The organism is Sphingobacterium paludis (assembly GCF_004364125.1).
GTDB classification, from domain to species: domain Bacteria; phylum Bacteroidota; class Bacteroidia; order Sphingobacteriales; family Sphingobacteriaceae; genus Sphingobacterium; species Sphingobacterium paludis.
Genome location: NZ_SNZV01000003.1, coordinates 61,346 through 82,483, shown reverse-complemented (window position 1 = coordinate 82,483; position 21,138 = coordinate 61,346). Strand labels below are relative to the sequence as shown.

Below are 21,138 nucleotides of genomic sequence, written 5' to 3'. Positions count from 1 at the left end.
AGGGACTGCTTGCAGTCCCTTTTTTTATTGGGAAAAAATGATATATTTGTTATTGAGAACAGATAATAAACTAGTAATTATGGAAAGTGTAAACCTAAGCAGCACTCCAGTAGATTATATACCTATTTTATTACAATTAGGTGTAGCCGTTGGATTCGGTGTTTTAACAATTATCGGAACCCATTTAATTGGGCCTAAGGTTCGTACTGAGAGCAAACTGGGCTCGTTTGAATCGGGGATTGAGGTAGTTGGTAACGCTCGTCATCCCTTTTCTATCAAATATTTCTTGGTTGCGATCTTGTTCGTCATATTTGATGTGGAGGTTATATTTATGTACCCTTGGGCGGTAAATTTTCGCGAATTTGGCTTCGAGGGCTTGATCGAGATGTTCATTTTCATGGGCATGCTGTTGTTAGGCTTTATCTACGTTATCAAGAAAAAAGCGTTAGACTGGGATTAGTTAGTCGCGCTGCAGGGATTTAAAACGTCCATCTCACCATCCATATAAACTGAAGTATACATCTAAAAAACAAAGCCATGAGTAAAGTGACATTGGCAGAAGCGCCTCCAGGCGTAGAGGGATCAGGATTTTTCGCAACAACATTGGACAAAGCTATTGGCTTGGCAAGGGCGAATTCGCTATGGCCATTGCCTTTTGCGACCTCCTGTTGTGGAATTGAGTTCATGGCCACGATGGGTTCAACCTATGATTTAGCACGTTTTGGGGCTGAGCGACCTAGTTTTTCCCCGCGGCAAGCCGATATGTTATTGGTTATGGGCACCATAGCGAAGAAGATGGCTCCCGTGTTACGGCAGGTTTACATACAAATGGCAGAACCGCGCTGGGTGATCGCTGTAGGCGCCTGTGCGTCGAGCGGCGGTATATTTGATACCTACTCTGTATTGCAAGGAATTGATGAAATTATTCCGGTAGATGTGTACGTGCCCGGCTGTCCGCCGCGCCCTGAAGCTATCTTGGATGGTGTTCTAAAACTGCAGGAGATTGTGAAAAATGAATCGTTAAATCGTCGGAATACTCCAGAATATAAAGCCTTATTGGAGAAGTACGGTATCGCAACAGATAATGGAAATGGATAAATTGGATAACCAAATCATCCTCGAAGCGCTTCAAGACAGATTTGGGGCGACATTTGTGGTATTGGGCGAGCCACATGGTCTTTTAACGCTAGGTGTAGAATCCAATCAGCTCATCGCTTTCCTGGAATTCGTTAAGAATGATCCTACACTTCGATTAAATTACTTGACCGATATCACGGCTGTTCATTACCCCAAGCAAGAAAAAGATTTTTGTATCGTATATCATTTGCATAACATGCTGCATAACGTAAGGCTTCGTCTTAAGGTCTTGGTTTCCGGCCCTACGCCAACGGTGCCTACGGCCACTGTGCTGTGGAACGGCGCGAATTGGATGGAACGCGAAACTTACGATTATTTCGGGGTAATATTTGATGGGCATCCAGATTTGCGACGCATTTTAAATATGGATGAGCTTGAGGTTTTTCCGATGCGAAAAGAATACCCATTGGAAGATCCTAATCGTGTTGATAAAAAAGACTTTTATTTTGGACGTTAAACCTGTAATGAGACTGCGAAATGAGTAAACCCATCACCAAGATAACGCCAAATGCTGGCGTATTTTATGATAACGACCCGCAGGATGAGCTAATCACCCTTAATTTGGGGCCAACCCATCCCGCAACACATGGCGTATTTCAAAACGTGCTGCAGATTGACGGCGAGCGTATCGTAAGCGGCGTATCTACGATAGGCTATATACATCGTGCTTTTGAAAAGATCGCCGAGCACAGGCCCTTCTATCAAATCACGCCGCTCACGGATCGACTGAATTACTGTTCTGCTCCGATAAACAACATGGGCTGGCACATGACGGTCGAAAAGCTGTTGGAGATAGAGATCCCCAAGCGGGTGCAATATATGCGCGTGATTGTTATGGAGCTGGCGCGTATCGCCGATCATATTATTTGTAATGGTATTCTCGGCGTGGATACGGGGGCGTTTTCCGGTTTCCTCTATGTGATGCAGGAGCGCGAATTTATATATGAAATCTTCGAAGAAATTTGCGGCGCACGTCTCACCACAAACATTGGTCGGATTGGTGGCTTTGAGCGCGATTTTAACGATATCGCCTTTCGTAAAATTGAGGAATTTTTAGAGCGGTTTCCGCCGGTGTTGAAAGAGTTTGAGCAACTTTTTGTGCGGAATAGAATTTTTATCGAGCGTACATCTGGCGTAGCTGCGGTGACGCCGGAGGAGGCGCTGAGCTACAGCTGGTCCGGTCCTATTCTTCGCGCTACAGGCGTCGACTATGATGTTCGTGTCGTTGATCCATACAGCTCTTATGAAGAGTTTGAGTTTGATGTTCCGGTAGGGACTTCGGGTGATGTATACGATCGGTTCATGGTGCGGAATGAAGAGATGTGGCAGTCGCTACGAATTATCAAGCAAGCGTTAGCGAAGATCGCGAAGGAGCCGAAGGGAGTTTTCCACGCGGATGTCCCCGCTTTTTATCTTCCGCCGAAAGAACAGGTTTATACCAATATGGAAGCCTTGATCTATCATTTCAAAATTGTGATGGGTGAGTGGGAAACCCCGCAGTCAGAAGTGTATCATGCTGTCGAAGGCGCGAATGGCGAACTGGGCTTTTACATGATTCATGACGGAGGGCGCTCTCCATACCGATTACATTTCCGCAGACCATCTTTTATTAATTACCAGATGTTTGCTCCAATGAGTAGCGGAATGCTAATATCTGATGCGATAATTAACATGAGTAGTTTAAACGTAATTGCAGGAGAACTCGATGCTTAGTATCCAAGAAAATATGACGGTAGAATTCACGCCGGCGCTGCTTGATCGCTTCGCCGATGTGGTATCTCGCTATCCAGAAGGAAAGCAAAAGTCAGCGCTGCTGCCGATACTGCATTTGGTTCAAGCAGATTTCGGTTGGTTGAGTGTTGATGCTATGGACAAAGTAGCGCTATTTTTACAGATAAAGCCGATTGAGGTGTACGAGGTTGCAAGCTTTTACAGCATGTATTTTTTGCAGCCCAAAGGTAAATATGTTTTGGAGATCTGCCGGACAGGGCCTTGTTGTTTGGTGGGAGCAGAGCGTATGATGCAGCATCTCGAAAACCGACTTGGTGTAAAAGAGGGTGAGGTTACGCCTGATGGGCTTTTCTCATGGCGCGGGGTAGAGTGTTTAGCGGCTTGCGGTTTTGGACCGGTGCTGCAAATTGGCCCTGAATACACGTTTTACGAAAATCTTACAGCAGATAGCGTCGATCATTTGATCGATGATCTGAAACAAAAGGCAAAAAATCAATAAGACATGGCACGTAAGCTATTACTGACACATATTGATGTTCCCGGCATAAACACCCTAGAGGTTTATCGGCAAAAGGGAGGTTATCGCGCTGTGGAAAAGGCGTTGAAGACAATGTCTCCGGACGATGTCGTGGAGGAGGTTAAAAAATCAGGTCTTCGCGGGCGAGGTGGCGCTGGGTTTCCGACCGGCATGAAGTGGAGCTTTCTTGCCAAGCCCGAAGGCGTTCCACGTTACTTGGTGTGCAACGGAGACGAATCGGAACCTGGAACGTTTAAAGATCGCTTTTTGATGACCAAAATACCGCATGCCCTGATCGAGGGGATGATTGTGTCGAGTTATGCTTTAGGTGCCAATACATCCTATATCTACATACGTGGCGAGATGATGCCGCAGATCAGGATCGTAGAACAGGCGATAGCCGAAGCAAAAGCTGCAGGTTTTTTAGGTAAGAATATATTGGGCTCGGGGTATGATTTGGAAATATATGTACAGCCCGGGGGCGGCGCTTATATCTGTGGTGAAGAGACGGCGCTGTTAGAGTCGTTGGAAGGCAAAAGGGGCAATCCCCGCATCAAGCCACCCTTCCCTGCCGTTGCTGGTCTTTACGGCTGCCCGACGGTTGTTAATAACGTAGAGTCTATCGCGGCTACCGTGCCGATTGTGAATGATGGCGGTGAAGAATATGCGAAAATAGGTATTGAACGCAGTACGGGAACGAAGCTTATATCTGCTTCAGGTAACTTAGTACGCCCAGGTGTGTATGAGATCGAGTTAGGGCTCCCTGTTGAGGAGTTTATATACTCCGATGCATATTGCGGTGGTATTGCCAATGGCAAACGCCTGAAAGCTATTGTGGCGGGTGGTTCGTCGGTACCTATTTTACCAACCAATCTGGCCACCACAACTGCTAAAGGAGAAGCAAGGCTTATGACATATGAATCGTTGGCTGATGGGGGCTTCGTTACGGGAACGGCCATGGGATCTGGCGGGTTTATCGCATTTGATGAGGACCAATGTATCGTACGGAATACCTTAAACTTTACCCGGTTTTACCACCACGAAAGTTGTGGTCAATGTTCGCCCTGTAGGGAGGGAACGGGTTGGATGGAAAAAGTCTTGCACAAAATTGAATACGGACAAGGCGATGTAAGCGATATTGAGCTTTTATGGGATATCCAGCGTAAGATAGATGGCAATACGATATGTCCGCTTGGCGACGCATCGGCATGGCCGGTAGCGAGTGCAATACGTCATTTTAGAGACGAATTTGAATGGCACATTTTGCATCCAGAGGAGTCACAGACGAGAAATTTTGGATTAGCACACTATGCGGATCCGCTGGCACCTGTTGTTTAGTAGAGTTTTGTACATAGATAATGTAAGAAAGAAACGATGGCTGAAGAAGGAAAATTTAAGGTTACGATAGATGGTATTGCGCTTGATGTAGCACCAGGAACGACCATATTGAACGCTGCTCGTCAGATAGGAGGTGATATTGTACCTCCTGCGATGTGCTATTATTCGAAGTTGGAAGGAAGCGGGGGTAAGTGTCGGACCTGTTTGGTAAAGGTTTCTAAGGGTTCAGAAAAGGATCCACGGCCGATGCCAAAACTGGTAGCTTCATGTCGTACGACAGTGATGGATGGTATGGAAGTACAGAACATCACCTCGCCAGATGTGGTAGAAGCGCGAAAAGGCGTGGTGGAGATGCTGTTGATTAACCATCCACTGGATTGCCCAGTTTGCGATCAGGCGGGAGAATGTAAATTGCAGGATCTTGGTTATGAGCACGGCGCCGATCAAACACGCTACGAGTTTGAAAGACGCACATTTGAACGGATTGATATCGGCGATAAAATACAACTGCACATGAACCGATGCATATTGTGTTACCGTTGTGTGTATGTCGCTAATCAGTTGACTGAAGGCCGAGAGCATGGTGTGATTCATCGCGGCGACCACTCCGAGATTTCCACGTTTATTGAGAACGCGCTAGATAACGACTTTATCGGCAATGTAATCGACGTTTGTCCGGTCGGGGCGCTAACAGATAAAACCTTTCGTTTTAAAAATCGGGTGTGGTTTACCAAACCGGTTGAGGCACACCGTGACTGCCCATCGTGCTCCGGCAAGGTGACCCTGTGGTACAAAGGAGAAGAGGTTTTGCGCGTTACCGGACGAAAGGACGAATTTAATGAGGTCGATGAATTTATTTGTAATACCTGTCGTTTTGATAAAAAGAAAACAGCAGACTGGACGTTGGAAGAGCCTACGCCGGTTGACAAGCAATCGGTTATCAACGCCAATCATTACGAAAACTTTACACCGCCAGCAGTAATAAAGGAAGATACGAAACTGCAAGCCGCTAATGTAGAACAGCTGGCTCGGGTAGAACGGTTAAAATAAGATCAAGAACATGGAAGGAGCATTCATTTTAGAAAAATTAATTTTGGTGGTTATTGTGTTCACCGTGTCTTTGGTCATTGCGATGTATTCGACCTTGGCGGAGCGCAAGATCGCGGGATTTATGCAGGATCGCTATGGGCCGAACAGGGCTGGATTTGGCGGGCTTTTACAGCCGCTGTGTGATGGGGGTAAGTTCTTTTTCAAGGAAGAGATTATTCCGGCCGGCGCACATCGATCACTATTTATTTTGGGACCTACGTTGGCAATCATTACAGCTTGCATTAGTTCCGCGGTGATTCCCTGGGGGCAAACATTGGATATTAACGGACGGCAGATAACCTTACAAGTGGCAGATATCAACGTCGGTGTGTTGTACATCTTTGGCGTCGTGGCTTTGGGTGTGTATGGCATCATGTTGGGTGGTTGGGCATCTAATAACAAATTTTCTTTACTAGGTGCTATTCGTGCGGCATCCCAAAGTATAAGCTATGAAATCGGGATGGGGCTATCCATTATTGCTTTGCTGATGGTCACGCAAACCTTATCGATGAGTGAAATTGTTGCCCAACAATCAGGCTTTGTCAATTGGAATATCTGGGTACAACCCCTCGGCTTTTTGATCTTTATGACTTGTGCGTTTGCCGAGTGTAACCGTGTGCCTTTCGATTTGCCGGAATGTGAAACAGAGCTTGTTGGCGGTTATCATACGGAGTATTCATCGATGAAGCTTGGCTTGTATATGTTTTCGGAATATATCAACATGTTTGTTTCCTCCGCACTGATGGCCGCACTGTATTTTGGAGGATACAACTTCCCGTTTATGCATGATCTTGGTCTTTCTCCAAACTGGATTACGATTCTAGGGGTGGTCGCATTTTTCATTAAGATTTTCGGATTCATTTTCTTTTTTATGTGGATACGCTGGACTTTACCTCGTTTTCGCTACGATCAACTGATGAATCTGGGATGGAAAATGTTGATTCCACTCGCTATTGCCAACATTGTGCTGACAGGAATAATTACGATTGTGAAAGACACCTACTTTGCGTAGGCTCAAGAAAACAAAAAGGAGTGAGTATATCGTATGCAAGATTAAAAAAAGATAACTATGCAGTCATTATCAAATAGGAAAAAGGTTCTCGAACAGAAACCCATGAATTTTTGGGAGCGCATGTATCTACCGGCGATCGCGAAAGGATTGGGGATTACGATTCGCCATTTTTTCAAAAAAATTCCAACGGTCAAGTATCCAGAAGAGAAGCGCCCGTATTCCAAAAACTTCCGGGGTCAACATTCGTTGAAAAGGGACGAGGCTGGCCGAGAGCGATGCACGGCATGTGGTTTATGTGCCCTTTCGTGCCCGGCAGAAGCCATTACGATGATTGCAGCCGAACGAAAAAAAGGCGAGGAAGCGCTGTATCGAGAAGAGAAATATGCGGCGGTTTATGAAATCAATATGCTGCGCTGTATATTCTGCGGACTGTGCGAAGAAGCCTGTCCAAAGGAGGCTATTTATCTAGATGGGCCACATGTGACAGCAGAATATCTCCGGAAGGACTTTATCTACGGGAAAGATAAATTGGTGGAGCCAGCATTTGATATTAAAAAACTAATCCAAGATAAATCAAATTAGGATGTCTATATTTTATTTGGTGGCTTTTCTGGCTATAATTTTCGCGCTGATGACCATCTTCACGAAAAATCCAGTGCACAGCGTTTTATATTTGGTCGTTACCTTTTTCACACTGACGATCCATTACATTTTGCTCAATGCGCAATTTTTAGCGGTCGTTAATTTCATTGTATACATGGGTGCTATTATGGTATTGTTCCTTTTTGTGCTCATGCTTTTAAATCTCAATGAAGAGAGTGAGCCGATGAAGTCGAACCTCGTGAAGATCATGGGGGCGGTAGCCGGAATGTGTTTGATAGCGACTTTCCTGGGAGCCTTTAAAGTGATCACCCCGAATAATGAAATGGTTGTCGGGAATGCAGAGATAGGCTTGGTGAAAAATCTCGGTAAAGTATTATTTAATGAATTTTTGTTGCCCTTTGAGATATCATCTATTTTATTGCTTACCGCAATGATAGGAGCTGTTTTATTGGCGAAGAAAGACCCGAAAAAAGTATAATGGAAAATTTTGTCACGCAAATGCAGGGCGTACCGCTCAATCACTACATCATATTTTGCAGTATTATCTTCGCTATCGGCGTTACGGGGGTTTTGATACGCAGAAATGTCATCATTATCATGATGTCTATAGAGTTGATGTTAAATGCCGTCAACTTGTTGCTAGCGGCTTTCTCCGTATACCGGGGAGATGCTAGCGGTCAGGTATTCGTATTCTTCATTATGGCTCTGGCGGCGGCTGAAGTCGCGGTGGGGCTGGCCATTATCATAATGGTGTATCGAAATACGAAATCTGTGGACATCGAATCCCTAAGTAAACTTCGTTGGTAATTGAATTATAGACTTTATAGCTTAACTAAATAGTATGTCTGAATTAATTTGGCTTATACCCCTCCTCCCATTCGTTGGATTTCTAATCAATGGCGTCATACGAAATCATGCTTCTAAAGCATTGATCGCCGTTATAGGTTGTGGAACCGTGCTGGGATCCTTTGTGCTGAGTATACTGGGCTATTTGGAGATTGCGGAGCTACGCGAGGCGGGCGGAGTGGCTGCAATCACCTCGACACTGTTTGAGTGGTTCACCGTAGGAAATATACAGATTGCCATATCCTTTCTATTGGATCCACTGAGTGCTATTATGTTACTGATCATTACTGGCGTGGGCTTTTTTATTCATCTGTACTCCAGCAGCTATATGGCCCACGATGCAGGTTTTGGTAAGTTTTTCGCATACCTGAATCTATTTATCTTTTTTATGACGATCCTCGTCTTAGGATCCAATTATTTGGTGATGTTTATAGGTTGGGAAGGCGTCGGCCTATGTTCCTACTTGTTGATTGGGTTTTGGTTTCAACATTCATCCTATGCATCAGCAGCCAAGAAGGCTTTTGTAATGAACCGCATTGGTGATTTAGGATTCTTATTGGCCCTGTTTTTTATGCTAGAAACATTTGGCAGCTTGGAGTATGCTGCCGTGTTTTCCGAAGCTGGTGGTATGGCGGTTGGCGACACTACGATTCTTGTTATTACCCTATTGCTATTTGTGGCGGCCACCGGTAAATCTGCGCAGATTCCACTTTTTACTTGGCTTCCCGATGCCATGGCTGGACCTACACCCGTATCCGCATTAATTCATGCAGCGACGATGGTTACTGCAGGAATTTATATGGTCGTCCGATCCAATGTACTTTTCATACTTTCCCCTTTGTCGATGGAGATTATGGCTGTTGTCGGCGTGGTTACTGCATTAGTAGCGGCATTTATCGCCATTACGCAAAATGATATTAAGAAGGTATTGGCCTATTCTACGGTCTCTCAACTAGGATACATGTTCTTAGGCCTGGGCGTAGGGGCTTTCACAGGAGCCTTTTTCCATGTGTTAACCCATGCTTTTTTTAAAGCGTTGCTTTTTCTTGGTGCGGGATCTGTGATACACGCCCTTCATGACGAGCAGGATATGCGAAAGATGGGTGGCTTGCGCAAAGGATTACCCATTACTTTCGCTACGATGCTCATTGGTACCATTGCGATAAGTGGTATTCCGCCCTTTGCGGGGTTTTTCTCTAAAGATGAGATTCTTGCCCATGCTTTTCAGCATCATCCTATATTTTGGGTATTAGGTTTTGTTACCGCGCTCTTTACGGCTTTTTATATGTTTAGACTGCTCTTTCTGACGTTTTTCGGTACATTCCGTGGTACAGAGGAGCAGCAAAAGAAGATTCATGAATCACCGTGGCAAATGACGACAGCGCTCGTGACCTTAGCCTTACTTTCTGTTGTTGGCGGATTGGTGAACGTTCCTGAGGTATTAGGCGGAGAGCAAAAACTCGCTAATTTTCTTGCTCCGGTGTTCGCGAATAGCGATATGGGCGCGGCAGGTATGCACTTGAGTCATATGACCGAATATGTGCTGATGGGGTTGTCTGTATTGGCTGCTATTGCGATGGCAGCATGGGCGTATGTTAAATATGGTAAAAACAAGGAAGTTCCGGCTGCGGACAATAGCCAACAAGGAATTCTGTATAAACTTTCTTACCATAAATTGTATGTCGATGAGTTGTACGATGCGGTTATCGTCAAGCCCCTGCGGCAGCTCTCGGTCATATTTTTTAAATATGTAGACAAGATGGGTATTGATGGTTTTGTAAACGGTGTCGGCGAGTTTTTTATTGGATCAGGAAAAGGAATTCGTCTATTGCAAAGCGGGCATGTTGGATTTTATATTATCATGATGGTTTTTAGTGCCGTCGCTATTTTAATTTATGGAATATTGCACATGTAAAGAAGCGGATCGCATCGATACACAAATGAAAAATGCTTAGCTTTTAGACTTATACACTATGAATTTGTTGCTGGATAACCTATTTATTTTATTGTTACTACCGATTGTTTCGGCGCTCATCTTAAGTTTTGTGCGGCAAGCATCGACAGCTAAATGGATAGCTTTAATGATGGCCCTGCTATCGTTAGGATTGTCTCTTCTTTTTCTGGCGTCATTCGTCCCTGATGCGACAATTCAATTTGAGCAAAGCTGGACATGGATTGCCTCATTGGGCGTTGATTTTCACCTAGGCTTGGATGGAATAAGCATGCCCTTGCTGCTGCTGACGAATGGGCTTATTCCTTTAATTATCCTCACTTCATTTAAAAAGGAGTATAAAGGTGGGTTTTATGCGCTTGTTTCTTTTATGCAGGCGGGTCTATTGCTAGTCTTTCTAGCGCAAGACGCTTTTTCGTTTTACGTCGGGTGGGAAGCCGCCTTGATCCCCATCTATTTTATATGTGCGCTTTGGGGCGATGGTGATCGTGTACGCGTGAACCTCAAGTTTTTTATCTACACCTTTTTAGGGAGTTTATTTATGTTGATTGCCTTGGTTTACCTATATAATCAAGGCACAACGCGTAGTTTGGAATGGGACGCGCTAACCACATTGCAATTATCAGAGTCCAGCCAACGATGGGTGTTCTGGGGATTTCTTTTCGCCTTCGCGATTAAGATTCCTATATTTCCTTTCCATACCTGGCAGCCTGATACGTATACCCATGCACCCGCGGGCGGAACAATGTTGCTTGCCGGCATTATGCTGAAGATGGGTGTTTATGGATTGATTCGATGGCTGTTGCCTATTACCCCTTTCGCTGTGTTATCATACAGTACGATACTGATGGTTTTATGCGTTATAGGGATCGTGTATGCATCGATTATAGCCTTTAAACAGCAGGATGCAAAACGATTAATCGCTTACTCTTCTATTGCACACGTAGGCCTTATAGCTGCAGGCGTTTTTTCTTGGCATACTGAAGGACTGCAAGGGGCGGTATTACAGATGGTAAACCATGGCCTGAGCGTGGTCGGTTTGTTTTATATTATCGATATTTTGCAACAACGAACGGGAAGCCGCGACCTGTCTGCTTGGGGAGGATTAGCCACACAAATGCCGAGATTAGCAATTGTTTTTCTGATCATCTTGATGGGCGCCATTGGGCTGCCGCTGACGAATGGATTTGTGGGTGAGTTCCTGTTACTCAAAGGGGTTTTCGATTTTGGAGTGTGGTATGCTGCATTTGGCGGACTGACACTGATTTTAGGCGCAGTTTACATGCTTCGATTTTACCAGAAGTCCATGCTGGGTACAGTCCGCGATAACGTGAACGTGGTGTCGGATATTGCAGGGAATGAATTACTTGTCTTAAGTGTAATCGCTTTTTTTACCCTGCTTTTAGGGGTTTGGCCTCAGGCAATATTGCATCTGTCGGAAGCATCGGTTACCAGTTTATTAAATAACATTAAATTTTAGCGATTGAACGTACTATGGGAGCGATAATTACATTGGGTATATTAGGAATACTATTACTATATCTCGGACTCTACAAGGCTAAACAAGCGCTACTGCCAACCACGATCATTGGCCTTCTAGTCGCACTTGGATTTTCATTGTCGCTATGGACGAAGGATGCTACGGCACTCTATCACGGCATGGTAATATTTGACCGCTATGCTATTGCATTTTCAGCTTTGCTGATTATCGTGACAGTTTTGATTTTGCTTCTTTCAAAAGAATACTTCCGAAGTATCAGCGACAATATTGCCGAATACTATTGTTTAATCGTCTTTTCGCTGATGGGCGCTTTATTGGTGGCGGCGTACCACAATTTTGCCATGCTGTTCGTGGGCATTGAAATTATGTCCGTGGCTCTCTATATTTTGGTCGGGATACGAAAAAGTGATTTTGCTTCGAACGAAGCGGCGCTTAAGTATTTCTTGATGGGTGCTTTTTCGACCGGCTTTCTATTGTTTGGCATTACACTCATTTATGGTGCGGCCGGAACATTTGACTTAAGTGGCCTTCGGGAATATGTGATGTCATCCACCGCTATATCCCCGTTGTTTTACGCAGGTGTATTGCTGATGCTTTGCGGTTTATGTTTTAAAGTGGGAGCGGCTCCTTTCCATTTTTGGACGCCAGATGTGTATGATGGCGCTCCGATATTAATAACGACCTTTATGAGCACGGTCGTTAAAGTAGCTTCATTTGTTGGTTTCTTTCGTCTTTTCAGCATGGTCATGGTTCCTGTCAGTGAATTCTGGACGCCTGTCCTGCTCATGATTACGATCATTACACTATCTATAGGTAATATAACAGCTTTGCTGCAGGTAAGCTTTAAACGAATGATGGCGTATTCAAGCATTTCGCATGCCGGCTATATGCTCTTTGCAATCGTGTCGATAGGGCCGGCTTCTGCATCGAGTATATTGATGTATGCTGTGGCGTATTGCTTCGCTTCGGTCATTGCCTTTGGAGCTTTGATTTTGGTGAAGCGGAAAACGGGATCGGAGCAATTTGAGTCGTTCAACGGCTTGGCGAAACGAGAGCCCCTCCTAGCATTGGTATTGACGGTGGCCATGCTTTCCCTCGCTGGCGTGCCGCTAACGGCTGGATTTATTGGTAAATTTATGATGTTCAACAACGTAATGGGCAATTATAATATCATGTTATTAATTATTGCTGTGATCAACGCAGCAATAGCCGTTTACTATTACTTGCATGTGGTGGTGAATATGTATTTTAAGCGTGGGCACGAAGAACCAGCAGACCGTATAATGATATCAAACAGCTATACGATAGTATTGGGCATAGCTGCCGTGCTTACTATTGTATTCGGCGTTTATCCAGATGTTATCATTGGCTTGATTTAGCAAAATTTGCACACAGGATATATGGAAAAGTAAGTACGCTTACGCAAGATCTTAGCTCACTCTGGTGAGCTTTTTTATGCTATAGGGATTGCGATTTAGTTTTCATCTGTTTTTTCCAATTTCATTTCTATCTTATATTACAAATTGTATCTTTATACGGGGTCACTTTTAATTATGCGGATATACAGGTTGTTAGCGGTTGTCTTGTGTTTGTTTTCATTATGCTTGTGTGTTGGGCAGGTGAAGGCGCAACGCACGATCGAAGGGGTAGTGGCTGATAAGCGTAACGCGCATAAAATACCATTGGCAAGCATTGCGATTATTGGCTCAGCGGAGGGTACATCCTGCGATGCCAACGGCCGGTTTAAATTGATAACAAATAGGAAGCCTCCGTTTCAGCTTCTTGTTTCAGCTATTGGATATAAAGATGAAATCATTGATTACAAAGCTGCTCAAGGAACGCTTAGCGTTGCGCTGGAGAATAACGAACAGGTCATAGATGCCGTCGAAATATCGCGAAAAGTAAAATACAAAAACCGCAATCCAGCGGTGGACCTCATTCAACAGGTGATAAAAAACAAGCGGATCAATCGCTTAGAGAATCAAGCGCCTCTCGCCTTTAAGCAATACGACAAGTTGCAATTCGGGATGGTCAACCCACCTCAAGGCTATAAAAAGGGGTTGGGGCCTATAGGCTTCGTTTTTGACAATGTGGACACGATCACGGTACCCGGGAAAAAGTTGCTCACTATTTTTATGCAAGAGCAGCTCAGCGATGTTTATTCGAAAAATAATCCGAAAGCCTTTAAGAAACGGGTGAAATCTATCAAACAGACTGATTTCGATCCGCGTTACATCAATAATCATAATATTCAGTCCTATCTATCATATCTTTTTCAAGATGTAGAGATATATGATGAGAATATCTTTATGATCAACAAGTTGTTTTTAAGCCCCATTGCAAACAACGCTCCTGTATTTTATAAGTACTATATCACGGATACGGTTCAGACCGCAGACGGGCGTTTTATTGAGTTAGCATTTGAACCACGGAATAAGACGGATCTGTTGCTGAGCGGTAAGTTGCAGATTACGATGGACGACCGCTTTGCCGTGCGGCTTGCCGAGTTGCATACAAATAAGGAATCGAACCTCAATTGGGTCAATGATGTCGAAATCGAATTGGTATACCGCCCGAATGAGCAGCAATTTATGTTTCTGGAAAGAAGCAATGTTAGTATCGTTTTCGGAACGGACAGAAGAGATGCGGTCTATGGCCGTAAATCGTCCCTGAATTACGATTATGATTTTTCTCCAGTGCTTGCCGACGATGTTTTTGCTGGCGCTCCAACGGAGATTCTACCCTCCGCGAAGGAAAATGATGCCTTGGTTGCCCAACAGCGGCCGATACAGCTTTCACCTGTCGAAGGTCGGGTATACAGCAATATCGATTCGCTCAATAACAACAGGACGTTTAAGACGATGCTGGCGATAGGCTATTTACTGGGCTTAGGCTATTATCCGGTTGGCCCTGTAGAGTTCGGCCCTTTGGAATACCTTTACTCCCGCAATAATATTGAGGGGAACCGTATACGCATTGGCGGTAGAACGACAGCTGCCTTTTCGGAGAAGCTATTTATAGAGGGCTACCTAGCCTATGGCATGCGGGACGGTGAATTGAAGTATTTTGTACGCCCCACGCTATCGCTGAATGGTGAATCTGTAGCTAAGTTTCCAGCCCACTATATACAGGCTGCCGTGCAGCATGATATATTTGATCCGGGTAGAAACCTTGGTTTTAGAAAAGGCGATAGTTTTTTCCAATCCATCCGTAGAAATCGTCCGACAAAATGGATGGATACTGATGCTTATCAAATCACGCATTTGATCGAATTTGGGAATCACGTCAGTTTATCCAGCTCTGTTATTCATCATCAGCGTCGCGCGATTGGTGATTTGCGGTTTATATCGTCGGCTGACCAAGCCACACCTATGCCCCAGATTAACACCAATGAATTACAGTTTATCTTGCGCTGGGCGCCGAATGAAAAGTTTTACTACCGAAACCTGTCGCGTAATACGATCATTGAGAAGTATCCGGTTTTTAACCTGCAGTACAATCGGGGACTGGATGGCTTCCGTGGTGGCGATTATGCTTTTGATGCGCTACGGGCATCCGTGTCTAAGCGATTTTTCTTAAAGCAGCTGGGGTTTGCCGATTTCACATTGGCCGGAGGAAAGATCTGGGGCACGCTTCCTTATCCCTTGTTGGAAATCCCAGATGTCTTTCGGGAAGAAGATCGGCACGTGATTGATTTTACGTTGATGCGCAGTACAGAATTCGTCGCGGATGAATACGTTAGACTATCGTTAGAGCATAAATTGGAAGGATTTATCTTTAATAAAATTCCATTGATCAAACGGCTAAACCTGCGGGAGATCTGGGGGGTGAAGATGTTTTATGGAAGTTTGATGGATAATAACAATCCTTATGTAAGCGACGAGGTCATTCGATTTGATCAAAATGCAGAAGGACAAACATTGACGCATGTGATGGACAGGTCGCCATATTGGGAAGGAAAAGTGGGTATTGATAATATCTTTCGCATCTTACGCGTTGAGTATATAAAGCGCCTTAACTATTTAGATTTACCGGATGTGCAGCGCGATGCTTACCGCGTTAGTGTGCACTTTAATTTTTAAACGAATGGAACAATCGACTAATTTTTTAATAGATATTCCGAATCATACCGCTTATCTGACGATCAATAGACCGGCGAAATTAAATGCGTTGAACCGAGCGACTTTGGTGGAGCTATCATCGATTTTGCAACGGCTTAAGGACGATAAACAGGTAAGGGGAATTATCTTAACCGGTGCTGGTGATAAAGCTTTTGTTGCCGGAGCCGATATTGCTGAATTTCGTGATCTTTCCGAAGATGATGCTCGTGAACTAGCCGCTTGGGGCCACCGTGAAGTCATGGATGTGCTGTACAATTTTCCGAAGCCTGTTATCGCAGCGATAAATGGATTTGCGCTAGGTGGTGGACTCGAGCTGGCTTTAGCTTGCCATATTCGTGTTGCCAACGATACGGCGAAAATGGGACTTCCGGAGGTATCATTAGGGTTGATCCCGGGATATGGCGGCACGCAACGACTACCGCAACTCGTGGGAAGGGGCAAAGCTTTGGAAATGATGCTGACGGGAGAAATGATTTCTGCAGCGGATGCGCTGCAGTGGGGGCTGGTCAACTATGTTGTTGCTCAAGAGGAGTTGCTCTCCACCTGCGAGCAGCTTTTAAAGAAGATCTATGCAAAATCGTCGACGGCTGCGGCGGCAGCTATTAGCGCTGTTAATATCGGTTTAGCAAAACCCGAAGATGGATATCAAGCGGAGATCCATGCCTTTGGCGCAGCGTTTTCTACTGCTGATTTTGAAGAGGGCGTCTCCGCATTTCTCGAAAAGCGAAAACCAAACTTTTAAGCGTTTGTTCCTATAGTTGATAGAGCTATTAACTATATGAATCATCCGGTATTTTCCCAAAAAGAGCGTAATATTATTATCCTCCTTATCGTTATCGCGTTGGGTTTAATTTTGCTTTACGCCACACGGGGGATATACGGCGCCTTTCTAGGTACGTTAGTGATGTATACGCTGTTTAGAAAGCTCAATATCTTTCTGATAGAGCAATGGCGTTGGCCAAAGCCCCTCTCGGCGGTGATCATTATCCTCGCCTCGATCTTCATCATTGTTCTCCCTTTTTTTGGCATAGGAAGCATGTTGGTGAAGAAGGCCATGCAGCTGCAACAAGATCCGGCTTGGATCAACCAAATGATCGATGCGATCAATGATTTCGCTGGCGATAAGCTTGGCAAACCTGATCTGGTCAAAGAGCAAATTGAAGCGAGTGCGGCATTCTTCGGCACCTTATTAACATCCGTATTGGGCGGCGCGGCCAATGTGTTTATCGAAATCACGGTCATGTATTTCATCTTGTATTTCTTGTTTGTGAATTATCGGGGTTTTGAGCGAGGTGTTATTCACTATATGCCTTTTGATGAGCAGCAAGCGTCTGTCTTTGGTACGGAACTGAAAAATATAACATACTCCAATATTGTAGGGCAAACGGTTATCGCTATTGTGCAGGGCGGATGTCTAGCCTTGGGCTTTTGGATTTTTGGTGTGCGCGATGCGCTCTTCTGGGGCGTGATCTGCGCTATATTATCGTTTGTTCCTTTGCTGGGGCCGCCGCTGATTTTTGTGCCCGCCGCATTGATCCTTCTTTCGCAAGGGCAGACCTGGCAAGCAGTTGGCCTGCTCGTCTGGGGCTTTGGCCTTGTGATCAATATCGATAATGTGTTGCGCTTTATCATCAATAAGAAAGTAGGTGATATACATCCCCTCATTACCGTTGTGGGTGTCATTATCGGCCTACCGTTGTTTGGGATCATGGGGTTGGTGTATGGCCCCTTGTTATTAGCCTATTTTTTGATTGCGGTCAAGGTCTATAAAACCAACAAGCGCCTCTCGTTAAGAAAGGCGCAGTTAGAAGATAGGCAGTAATATTGTTTAGTAGCCAACGCCAGAGCGCCTAGGCTGCCGAATCGCAGGCCAGCTGCTTTCTCCGCGAGTGCCGCCGGTAGGCATCACCCGTTGTTCCCGGTTCACGAGCTCACCCTCCTGTGCAGCCATATAGGCCATTACAGCAGTCAAGATGACATTATAGCGCAGATCATCAAACACCAACTTATCGTAGGTATCTAAATTTGTGTGCCAAGTATTGTTGAAATATCCCCAAGATAATGAGCTGAGCATAAATGCTGGAATTCCAGCAGCCACAAATGAGGCGTGGTCAGAGCCGCCGCCGCCAGGATTGCCAGGAAACGTGGTCTTAATATCTTTGGTGATGTGGTTAGGAACAGCCTGCATCCAGCGACCAATAAAGTCGTAAGCATGTACAAAACCAGAACCATTGATATTTTCTACGCGTCCGGTACCGTTATCTAAGTTAAAGACGGCCTGTGTTTTTTCGACAATTTCCGGATTATCCAACACGAAGGCTCTGGAGCCGTTTAGCCCCTGTTCTTCACTACCCCAAAGTCCGATTAAAATGGTACGTTTTGGGTTCGGGAATACCGCTTTAAGCACGCGCGCAACCTCCATCATGGCGAGTGTACCTGTGCCGTTGTCTGTTGCGCCAGAACCTCCTTCCCAAGAGTCTAAGTGGGCAGATAGGATAACGTATTCATTGGGTAGCTCGGTTCCTTTTATCTGCGCCACCGTGTTGAAAGATGGAACGGTGCCAAGATCTTTCGAGCTGGTCTCTATCTTCACTTTGGGAATAATTCCGTTCTGCGCTAAGCGATAGAGTAAACCGTAATCTTCTAGGGAGATATCGACAGAAGGCACTTTTTTGGTGCGTGCGCCAAAAATCTTATTTGCCCCAAATTCTCGCGACCAAAAGCTGGAAAGGACACCTAAGGCACCGGCTTCCTCCAGCTTCGCCGGGATGGAATTAGCAGAATATCCTGTTTTGGCGATATTGGCATTGAACACGCGAACCAACGAATCGCGCTCTTGTTTCATGTGTTCAAAAGATTCTGGGCGGGCGTATTTTTCCCAGTCGTGATCTGGTCGACCTGTTGGTTGGTACATCGATGTCATGACATATTTCCCTTTCACCTTCGGAAGCCAAGCGACGAAATCAGCAGAGTCTTTAAATGTAGGCAAAACAATTACTTCACCCTCGATGGCTTTTCCTTTCGTACTCGGGCTCCAAGCTAGCTGCGTTCCGGCAAGTGTTTTTAACCGCGGCGATGTCATATCAATATGAGAGATACCGCGCTCCCAGCCGCGCCATTCGCCGAATTGTTGTTTCTCCGCATCAATCCCCCAGCTTTGGAAGGTTTTTACTGCCCAATCATTGGCTTTATTCATTTGGGGGGTACCCACGAGTCGTGGTCCGACGACGTCCAGTAATTGGAAAGCCAGGTTTTCTAATTGCGAGTTTTCATTAGCTTCTTGAACAATTTTTTGTACGATAGGGTCCAATTGCTGCGCTTCTTGCCGCCCGTACTGTCCGAAGGAGCTGCCGTAAGCAAAGAGAGCCATAGCGCAGAGCGCTATTCGTAGTTTTTGATGTGTGATCATGTATGCGTTGATTAGTTGTCGCTTTAAATCTCGCTAATTTTTACGGAAAATGGCAGTCTGTGACTAGATTTTTACGATCCTTTAATAAGCTAGCGCGCGATGCGCATGCGAAAGCTGCAAATTCTTCCGCAAATGGCCGCAAATGTTCGATCCTAAGATCTTAGCGCGTTAAGATTACGTAAGCTGAAATAGCCAAGTTTATGGCAATGTTATAATTAAATTTTTGGTTCGCTATTTAACAAGATCATTCGCATCCGTGTTTTGACTAATTAGGTTAACCAAAATGTCTTTTGTCTTCTTCGTTGATTTTTATTAGCGGAACATTAAGTAGAAAGTATGTTGAATTATTTTAGTTGAAATAATTCTTATAAGATAATAAATTGACTTAATTGCTATTTTTCGCTATATTTAGTTCATTGGAGTTTAGTCGTTTAACCCTTGCTTGGTTTGTGTGTGCGGTATGTTGAATGAAATGCTTGGTAATAAAGACATTTCGTAAACTGATTTACCGCACGAGCGAAGCAGATAGAAAACAAACGATTTTTATCTCAGAAACCCGATTGCAGAAGTGTGAATAGCCAAACGCAAATACTGAATTATGAATAAGCAAGATAAGAATTGTCTTCCATGAATTTGACAAAAAAGCAAATAAAGGCAACGATACTCATTGTCAATGCCCTTAACGCTTTTTAAAAATTCATTTTTGAAACCATTTAATACAGAATTATATATGTCTACAGGATTAATCGTATGTGTGATCGTTGTTGTTTTAATACGAACGGCGTATAAATATAATCAGGGAATAAAAATCAATCATGTTGGAGCAGCCGACTACGCGCTAGTCGCGCTCTTAGCCATTGCTATTGCATTGTTGATTTGATAATATTTCTGAATAAAGACTCGGGCAAAACTTTCCGTTCTTGGACGCACGGCTGGAGCACTATAAGCCATTAAGCCGCTAGGAAAAGCAAGGATTGTTTGGTTCTTGCTTTTTGTAATGTTCAACAGCTCATAGTATGCAATTTATTATTGAAATAAATCTTGTTATTCTTATTGTTTCCGTTTTTACCCGGCTCATGTTTTTAGTGCTCAACCCACATGAACGGGTTGCCACTTTTTTTCGAAAGACTGCACTAATCAATCTTGTCATAGAATTCTTCTTTAATTTACTTGCGTTATGTGTCTTGATTTCCTGTTGTACGCTAGTTTCGTCTGTTTTTGCCCTCTCTTCCGAATTCCAATATATCCTCTATTTGAGTGTGGTGTCAGTTATTGTTCACTTTTATTCCTATTTTTTTTATTATACAATTGACACCTATCTCAACAAAAAGAAGGAAATAACGGAGCTCTTTTCGGAAGCAAATTTGGTTAACCGTAACATCAGCGTATATGAATACGATGACAAAGAATTTAACGCTTATTCTACCGGGGTGTTTTCTAATACAAGGCAGATCCTTTTTTCTAAAAAGCTATACGAATTATTAAATAAAGAGGAGCGATATGGAATAATTATGCATGAGGTTGCTCATTTTCAACATCATGATTTGCTTAAAAGGTATATGCTACAAGTTGGATTAACGATCGTGTTTGCTTTTTGCATGTATTCCGCTAATCAATCTGATATAATAGATGAATATTTGCTAACCGCCATTATGGGGGGATTGTACGGCGGATTAAACGTGACCCTAGTCGGTCTGATTTCGAAGAAACAAGAGCATGTGGCAGACCTGTTCTCCCTTCACTCGACTGGCAAACCTTATGTAATAGACGCCTTAAAGCGGATGAATACAGCTACTCAAGGATTGTTAAACAAAAAATCATTAAGCTACCCAACCCTAGATGAAAGAATTCAATTTATTAAAAAACATTCAAGGACTTAAATT

General features: G+C 44.2%; 20 protein-coding genes. 19 read left to right on the top strand and 1 reads right to left on the bottom strand.

Going from position 1 to position 21,138, the window contains the following annotated elements:
* Positions 1-79 precede the first annotated feature (79 nt).
* From B0I21_RS06360 to B0I21_RS06280, 17 genes are all read left to right on the top strand, one after another.
* Positions 80-460 carry an NADH-quinone oxidoreductase subunit A gene (locus B0I21_RS06360; protein ID WP_133639642.1) on the top strand — a complete coding sequence of 127 codons (381 nt, stop codon included), beginning with the start codon at positions 80-82 and terminating at the stop codon, positions 458-460.
* A gap of 77 nt (positions 461-537) precedes the next feature.
* Positions 538-1,098 (top strand): NADH-quinone oxidoreductase subunit B, encoded by a 561-nt coding sequence (locus B0I21_RS06355; protein WP_133639641.1) that lies wholly within the window; start codon positions 538-540, stop codon positions 1,096-1,098.
* The gene (locus B0I21_RS06350; RefSeq protein WP_133639640.1) at positions 1,091-1,594 is read left to right on the top strand and encodes an NADH-quinone oxidoreductase subunit C; all 504 of its coding nucleotides are present in this window, start codon (positions 1,091-1,093) and stop codon (positions 1,592-1,594) included. The genes B0I21_RS06355 and B0I21_RS06350 overlap by 8 nt, the downstream gene beginning before the upstream one ends.
* Positions 1,595-1,614: 20 nt before the next feature.
* Complete coding sequence (locus tag B0I21_RS06345) at positions 1,615-2,850, top strand: NADH-quinone oxidoreductase subunit D (protein WP_133639639.1); 1,236 nt, start codon at positions 1,615-1,617, stop codon at positions 2,848-2,850.
* On the top strand, positions 2,843-3,367 hold the full coding sequence (locus B0I21_RS06340) for an NADH-quinone oxidoreductase subunit NuoE family protein (protein ID WP_133639638.1): 525 nt from the start codon (positions 2,843-2,845) through the stop codon (positions 3,365-3,367). The genes B0I21_RS06345 and B0I21_RS06340 overlap by 8 nt, the downstream gene beginning before the upstream one ends.
* Positions 3,368-3,370: 3 nt before the next feature.
* On the top strand, positions 3,371-4,723 hold the full coding sequence (nuoF, locus tag B0I21_RS06335; RefSeq protein ID WP_133639637.1) for an NADH-quinone oxidoreductase subunit NuoF: 1,353 nt from the start codon (positions 3,371-3,373) through the stop codon (positions 4,721-4,723).
* Between the two features lie 36 nt (positions 4,724-4,759).
* Positions 4,760-5,773 carry a 2Fe-2S iron-sulfur cluster-binding protein gene (locus tag B0I21_RS06330; protein ID WP_133639636.1) on the top strand — a complete coding sequence of 338 codons (1,014 nt, stop codon included), beginning with the start codon at positions 4,760-4,762 and terminating at the stop codon, positions 5,771-5,773.
* Positions 5,774-5,783: 10 nt separating this feature from the next.
* Positions 5,784-6,824 (top strand): NADH-quinone oxidoreductase subunit NuoH, encoded by a 1,041-nt coding sequence (gene nuoH / locus B0I21_RS06325; RefSeq protein WP_133639635.1) that lies wholly within the window; start codon positions 5,784-5,786, stop codon positions 6,822-6,824.
* 57 nt (positions 6,825-6,881) lie between these two features.
* Positions 6,882-7,406 carry a NuoI/complex I 23 kDa subunit family protein gene (locus B0I21_RS06320; protein ID WP_133639634.1) on the top strand — a complete coding sequence of 175 codons (525 nt, stop codon included), beginning with the start codon at positions 6,882-6,884 and terminating at the stop codon, positions 7,404-7,406.
* A 1-nt stretch (position 7,407) separates the two neighbouring features.
* Positions 7,408-7,905, top strand: a complete 498-nt coding sequence (locus B0I21_RS06315) for an NADH-quinone oxidoreductase subunit J family protein (protein WP_133639633.1) — start codon at positions 7,408-7,410, stop codon at positions 7,903-7,905.
* Positions 7,905-8,234, top strand: a complete 330-nt coding sequence (nuoK, locus tag B0I21_RS06310) for an NADH-quinone oxidoreductase subunit NuoK (protein ID WP_037497025.1) — start codon at positions 7,905-7,907, stop codon at positions 8,232-8,234. The genes B0I21_RS06315 and nuoK overlap by 1 nt, the downstream gene beginning before the upstream one ends.
* A 34-nt stretch (positions 8,235-8,268) precedes the next feature.
* Positions 8,269-10,188: an NADH-quinone oxidoreductase subunit L gene (gene nuoL, locus B0I21_RS06305; RefSeq protein WP_133639632.1), complete on the top strand. Its 1,920-nt coding sequence runs from the start codon at positions 8,269-8,271 to the stop codon at positions 10,186-10,188.
* A 58-nt stretch (positions 10,189-10,246) separates the two neighbouring features.
* Positions 10,247-11,704, top strand: coding sequence for a complex I subunit 4 family protein (locus B0I21_RS06300; protein WP_243835965.1), 1,458 nt, complete (start codon positions 10,247-10,249; stop codon positions 11,702-11,704).
* 14 nt (positions 11,705-11,718) lie between these two features.
* Positions 11,719-13,104, top strand: a complete 1,386-nt coding sequence (locus tag B0I21_RS06295; RefSeq protein ID WP_133639631.1) for an NADH-quinone oxidoreductase subunit N — start codon at positions 11,719-11,721, stop codon at positions 13,102-13,104.
* A gap of 174 nt (positions 13,105-13,278) precedes the next feature.
* Positions 13,279-15,807 carry a DUF5686 family protein gene (locus B0I21_RS06290; RefSeq protein WP_133639630.1) on the top strand — a complete coding sequence of 843 codons (2,529 nt, stop codon included), beginning with the start codon at positions 13,279-13,281 and terminating at the stop codon, positions 15,805-15,807.
* A gap of 4 nt (positions 15,808-15,811) precedes the next feature.
* A complete protein-coding gene (locus B0I21_RS06285; protein ID WP_133639629.1) occupies positions 15,812-16,588 on the top strand; it encodes an enoyl-CoA hydratase/isomerase family protein in 777 nt (258 codons plus the stop codon).
* 36 nt (positions 16,589-16,624) lie between these two features.
* Positions 16,625-17,668 carry an AI-2E family transporter gene (locus B0I21_RS06280; protein WP_133639628.1) on the top strand — a complete coding sequence of 348 codons (1,044 nt, stop codon included), beginning with the start codon at positions 16,625-16,627 and terminating at the stop codon, positions 17,666-17,668.
* A 6-nt stretch (positions 17,669-17,674) separates the two neighbouring features.
* Here B0I21_RS06280 and B0I21_RS06275 read toward each other — a convergent pair whose 3' ends face one another.
* Positions 17,675-19,255, bottom strand: a complete 1,581-nt coding sequence (locus tag B0I21_RS06275; protein ID WP_133639627.1) for a M20/M25/M40 family metallo-hydrolase — start codon at positions 19,253-19,255, stop codon at positions 17,675-17,677.
* Positions 19,256-19,985: 730 nt separating this feature from the next.
* Here B0I21_RS06275 and B0I21_RS20030 point away from each other — a divergent pair.
* Together B0I21_RS20030 and B0I21_RS06270 are read left to right on the top strand one after the other, a co-directional pair.
* Positions 19,986-20,135: a hypothetical protein gene (locus tag B0I21_RS20030; protein ID WP_166637785.1), complete on the top strand. Its 150-nt coding sequence runs from the start codon at positions 19,986-19,988 to the stop codon at positions 20,133-20,135.
* Positions 20,136-20,271: 136 nt separating this feature from the next.
* Entirely contained in the window at positions 20,272-21,135 is an 864-nt protein-coding gene (locus B0I21_RS06270) for a M48 family metallopeptidase (RefSeq protein WP_133639626.1), read from the top strand.
* The last annotated feature ends 3 nt before the right edge of the window (positions 21,136-21,138 follow it).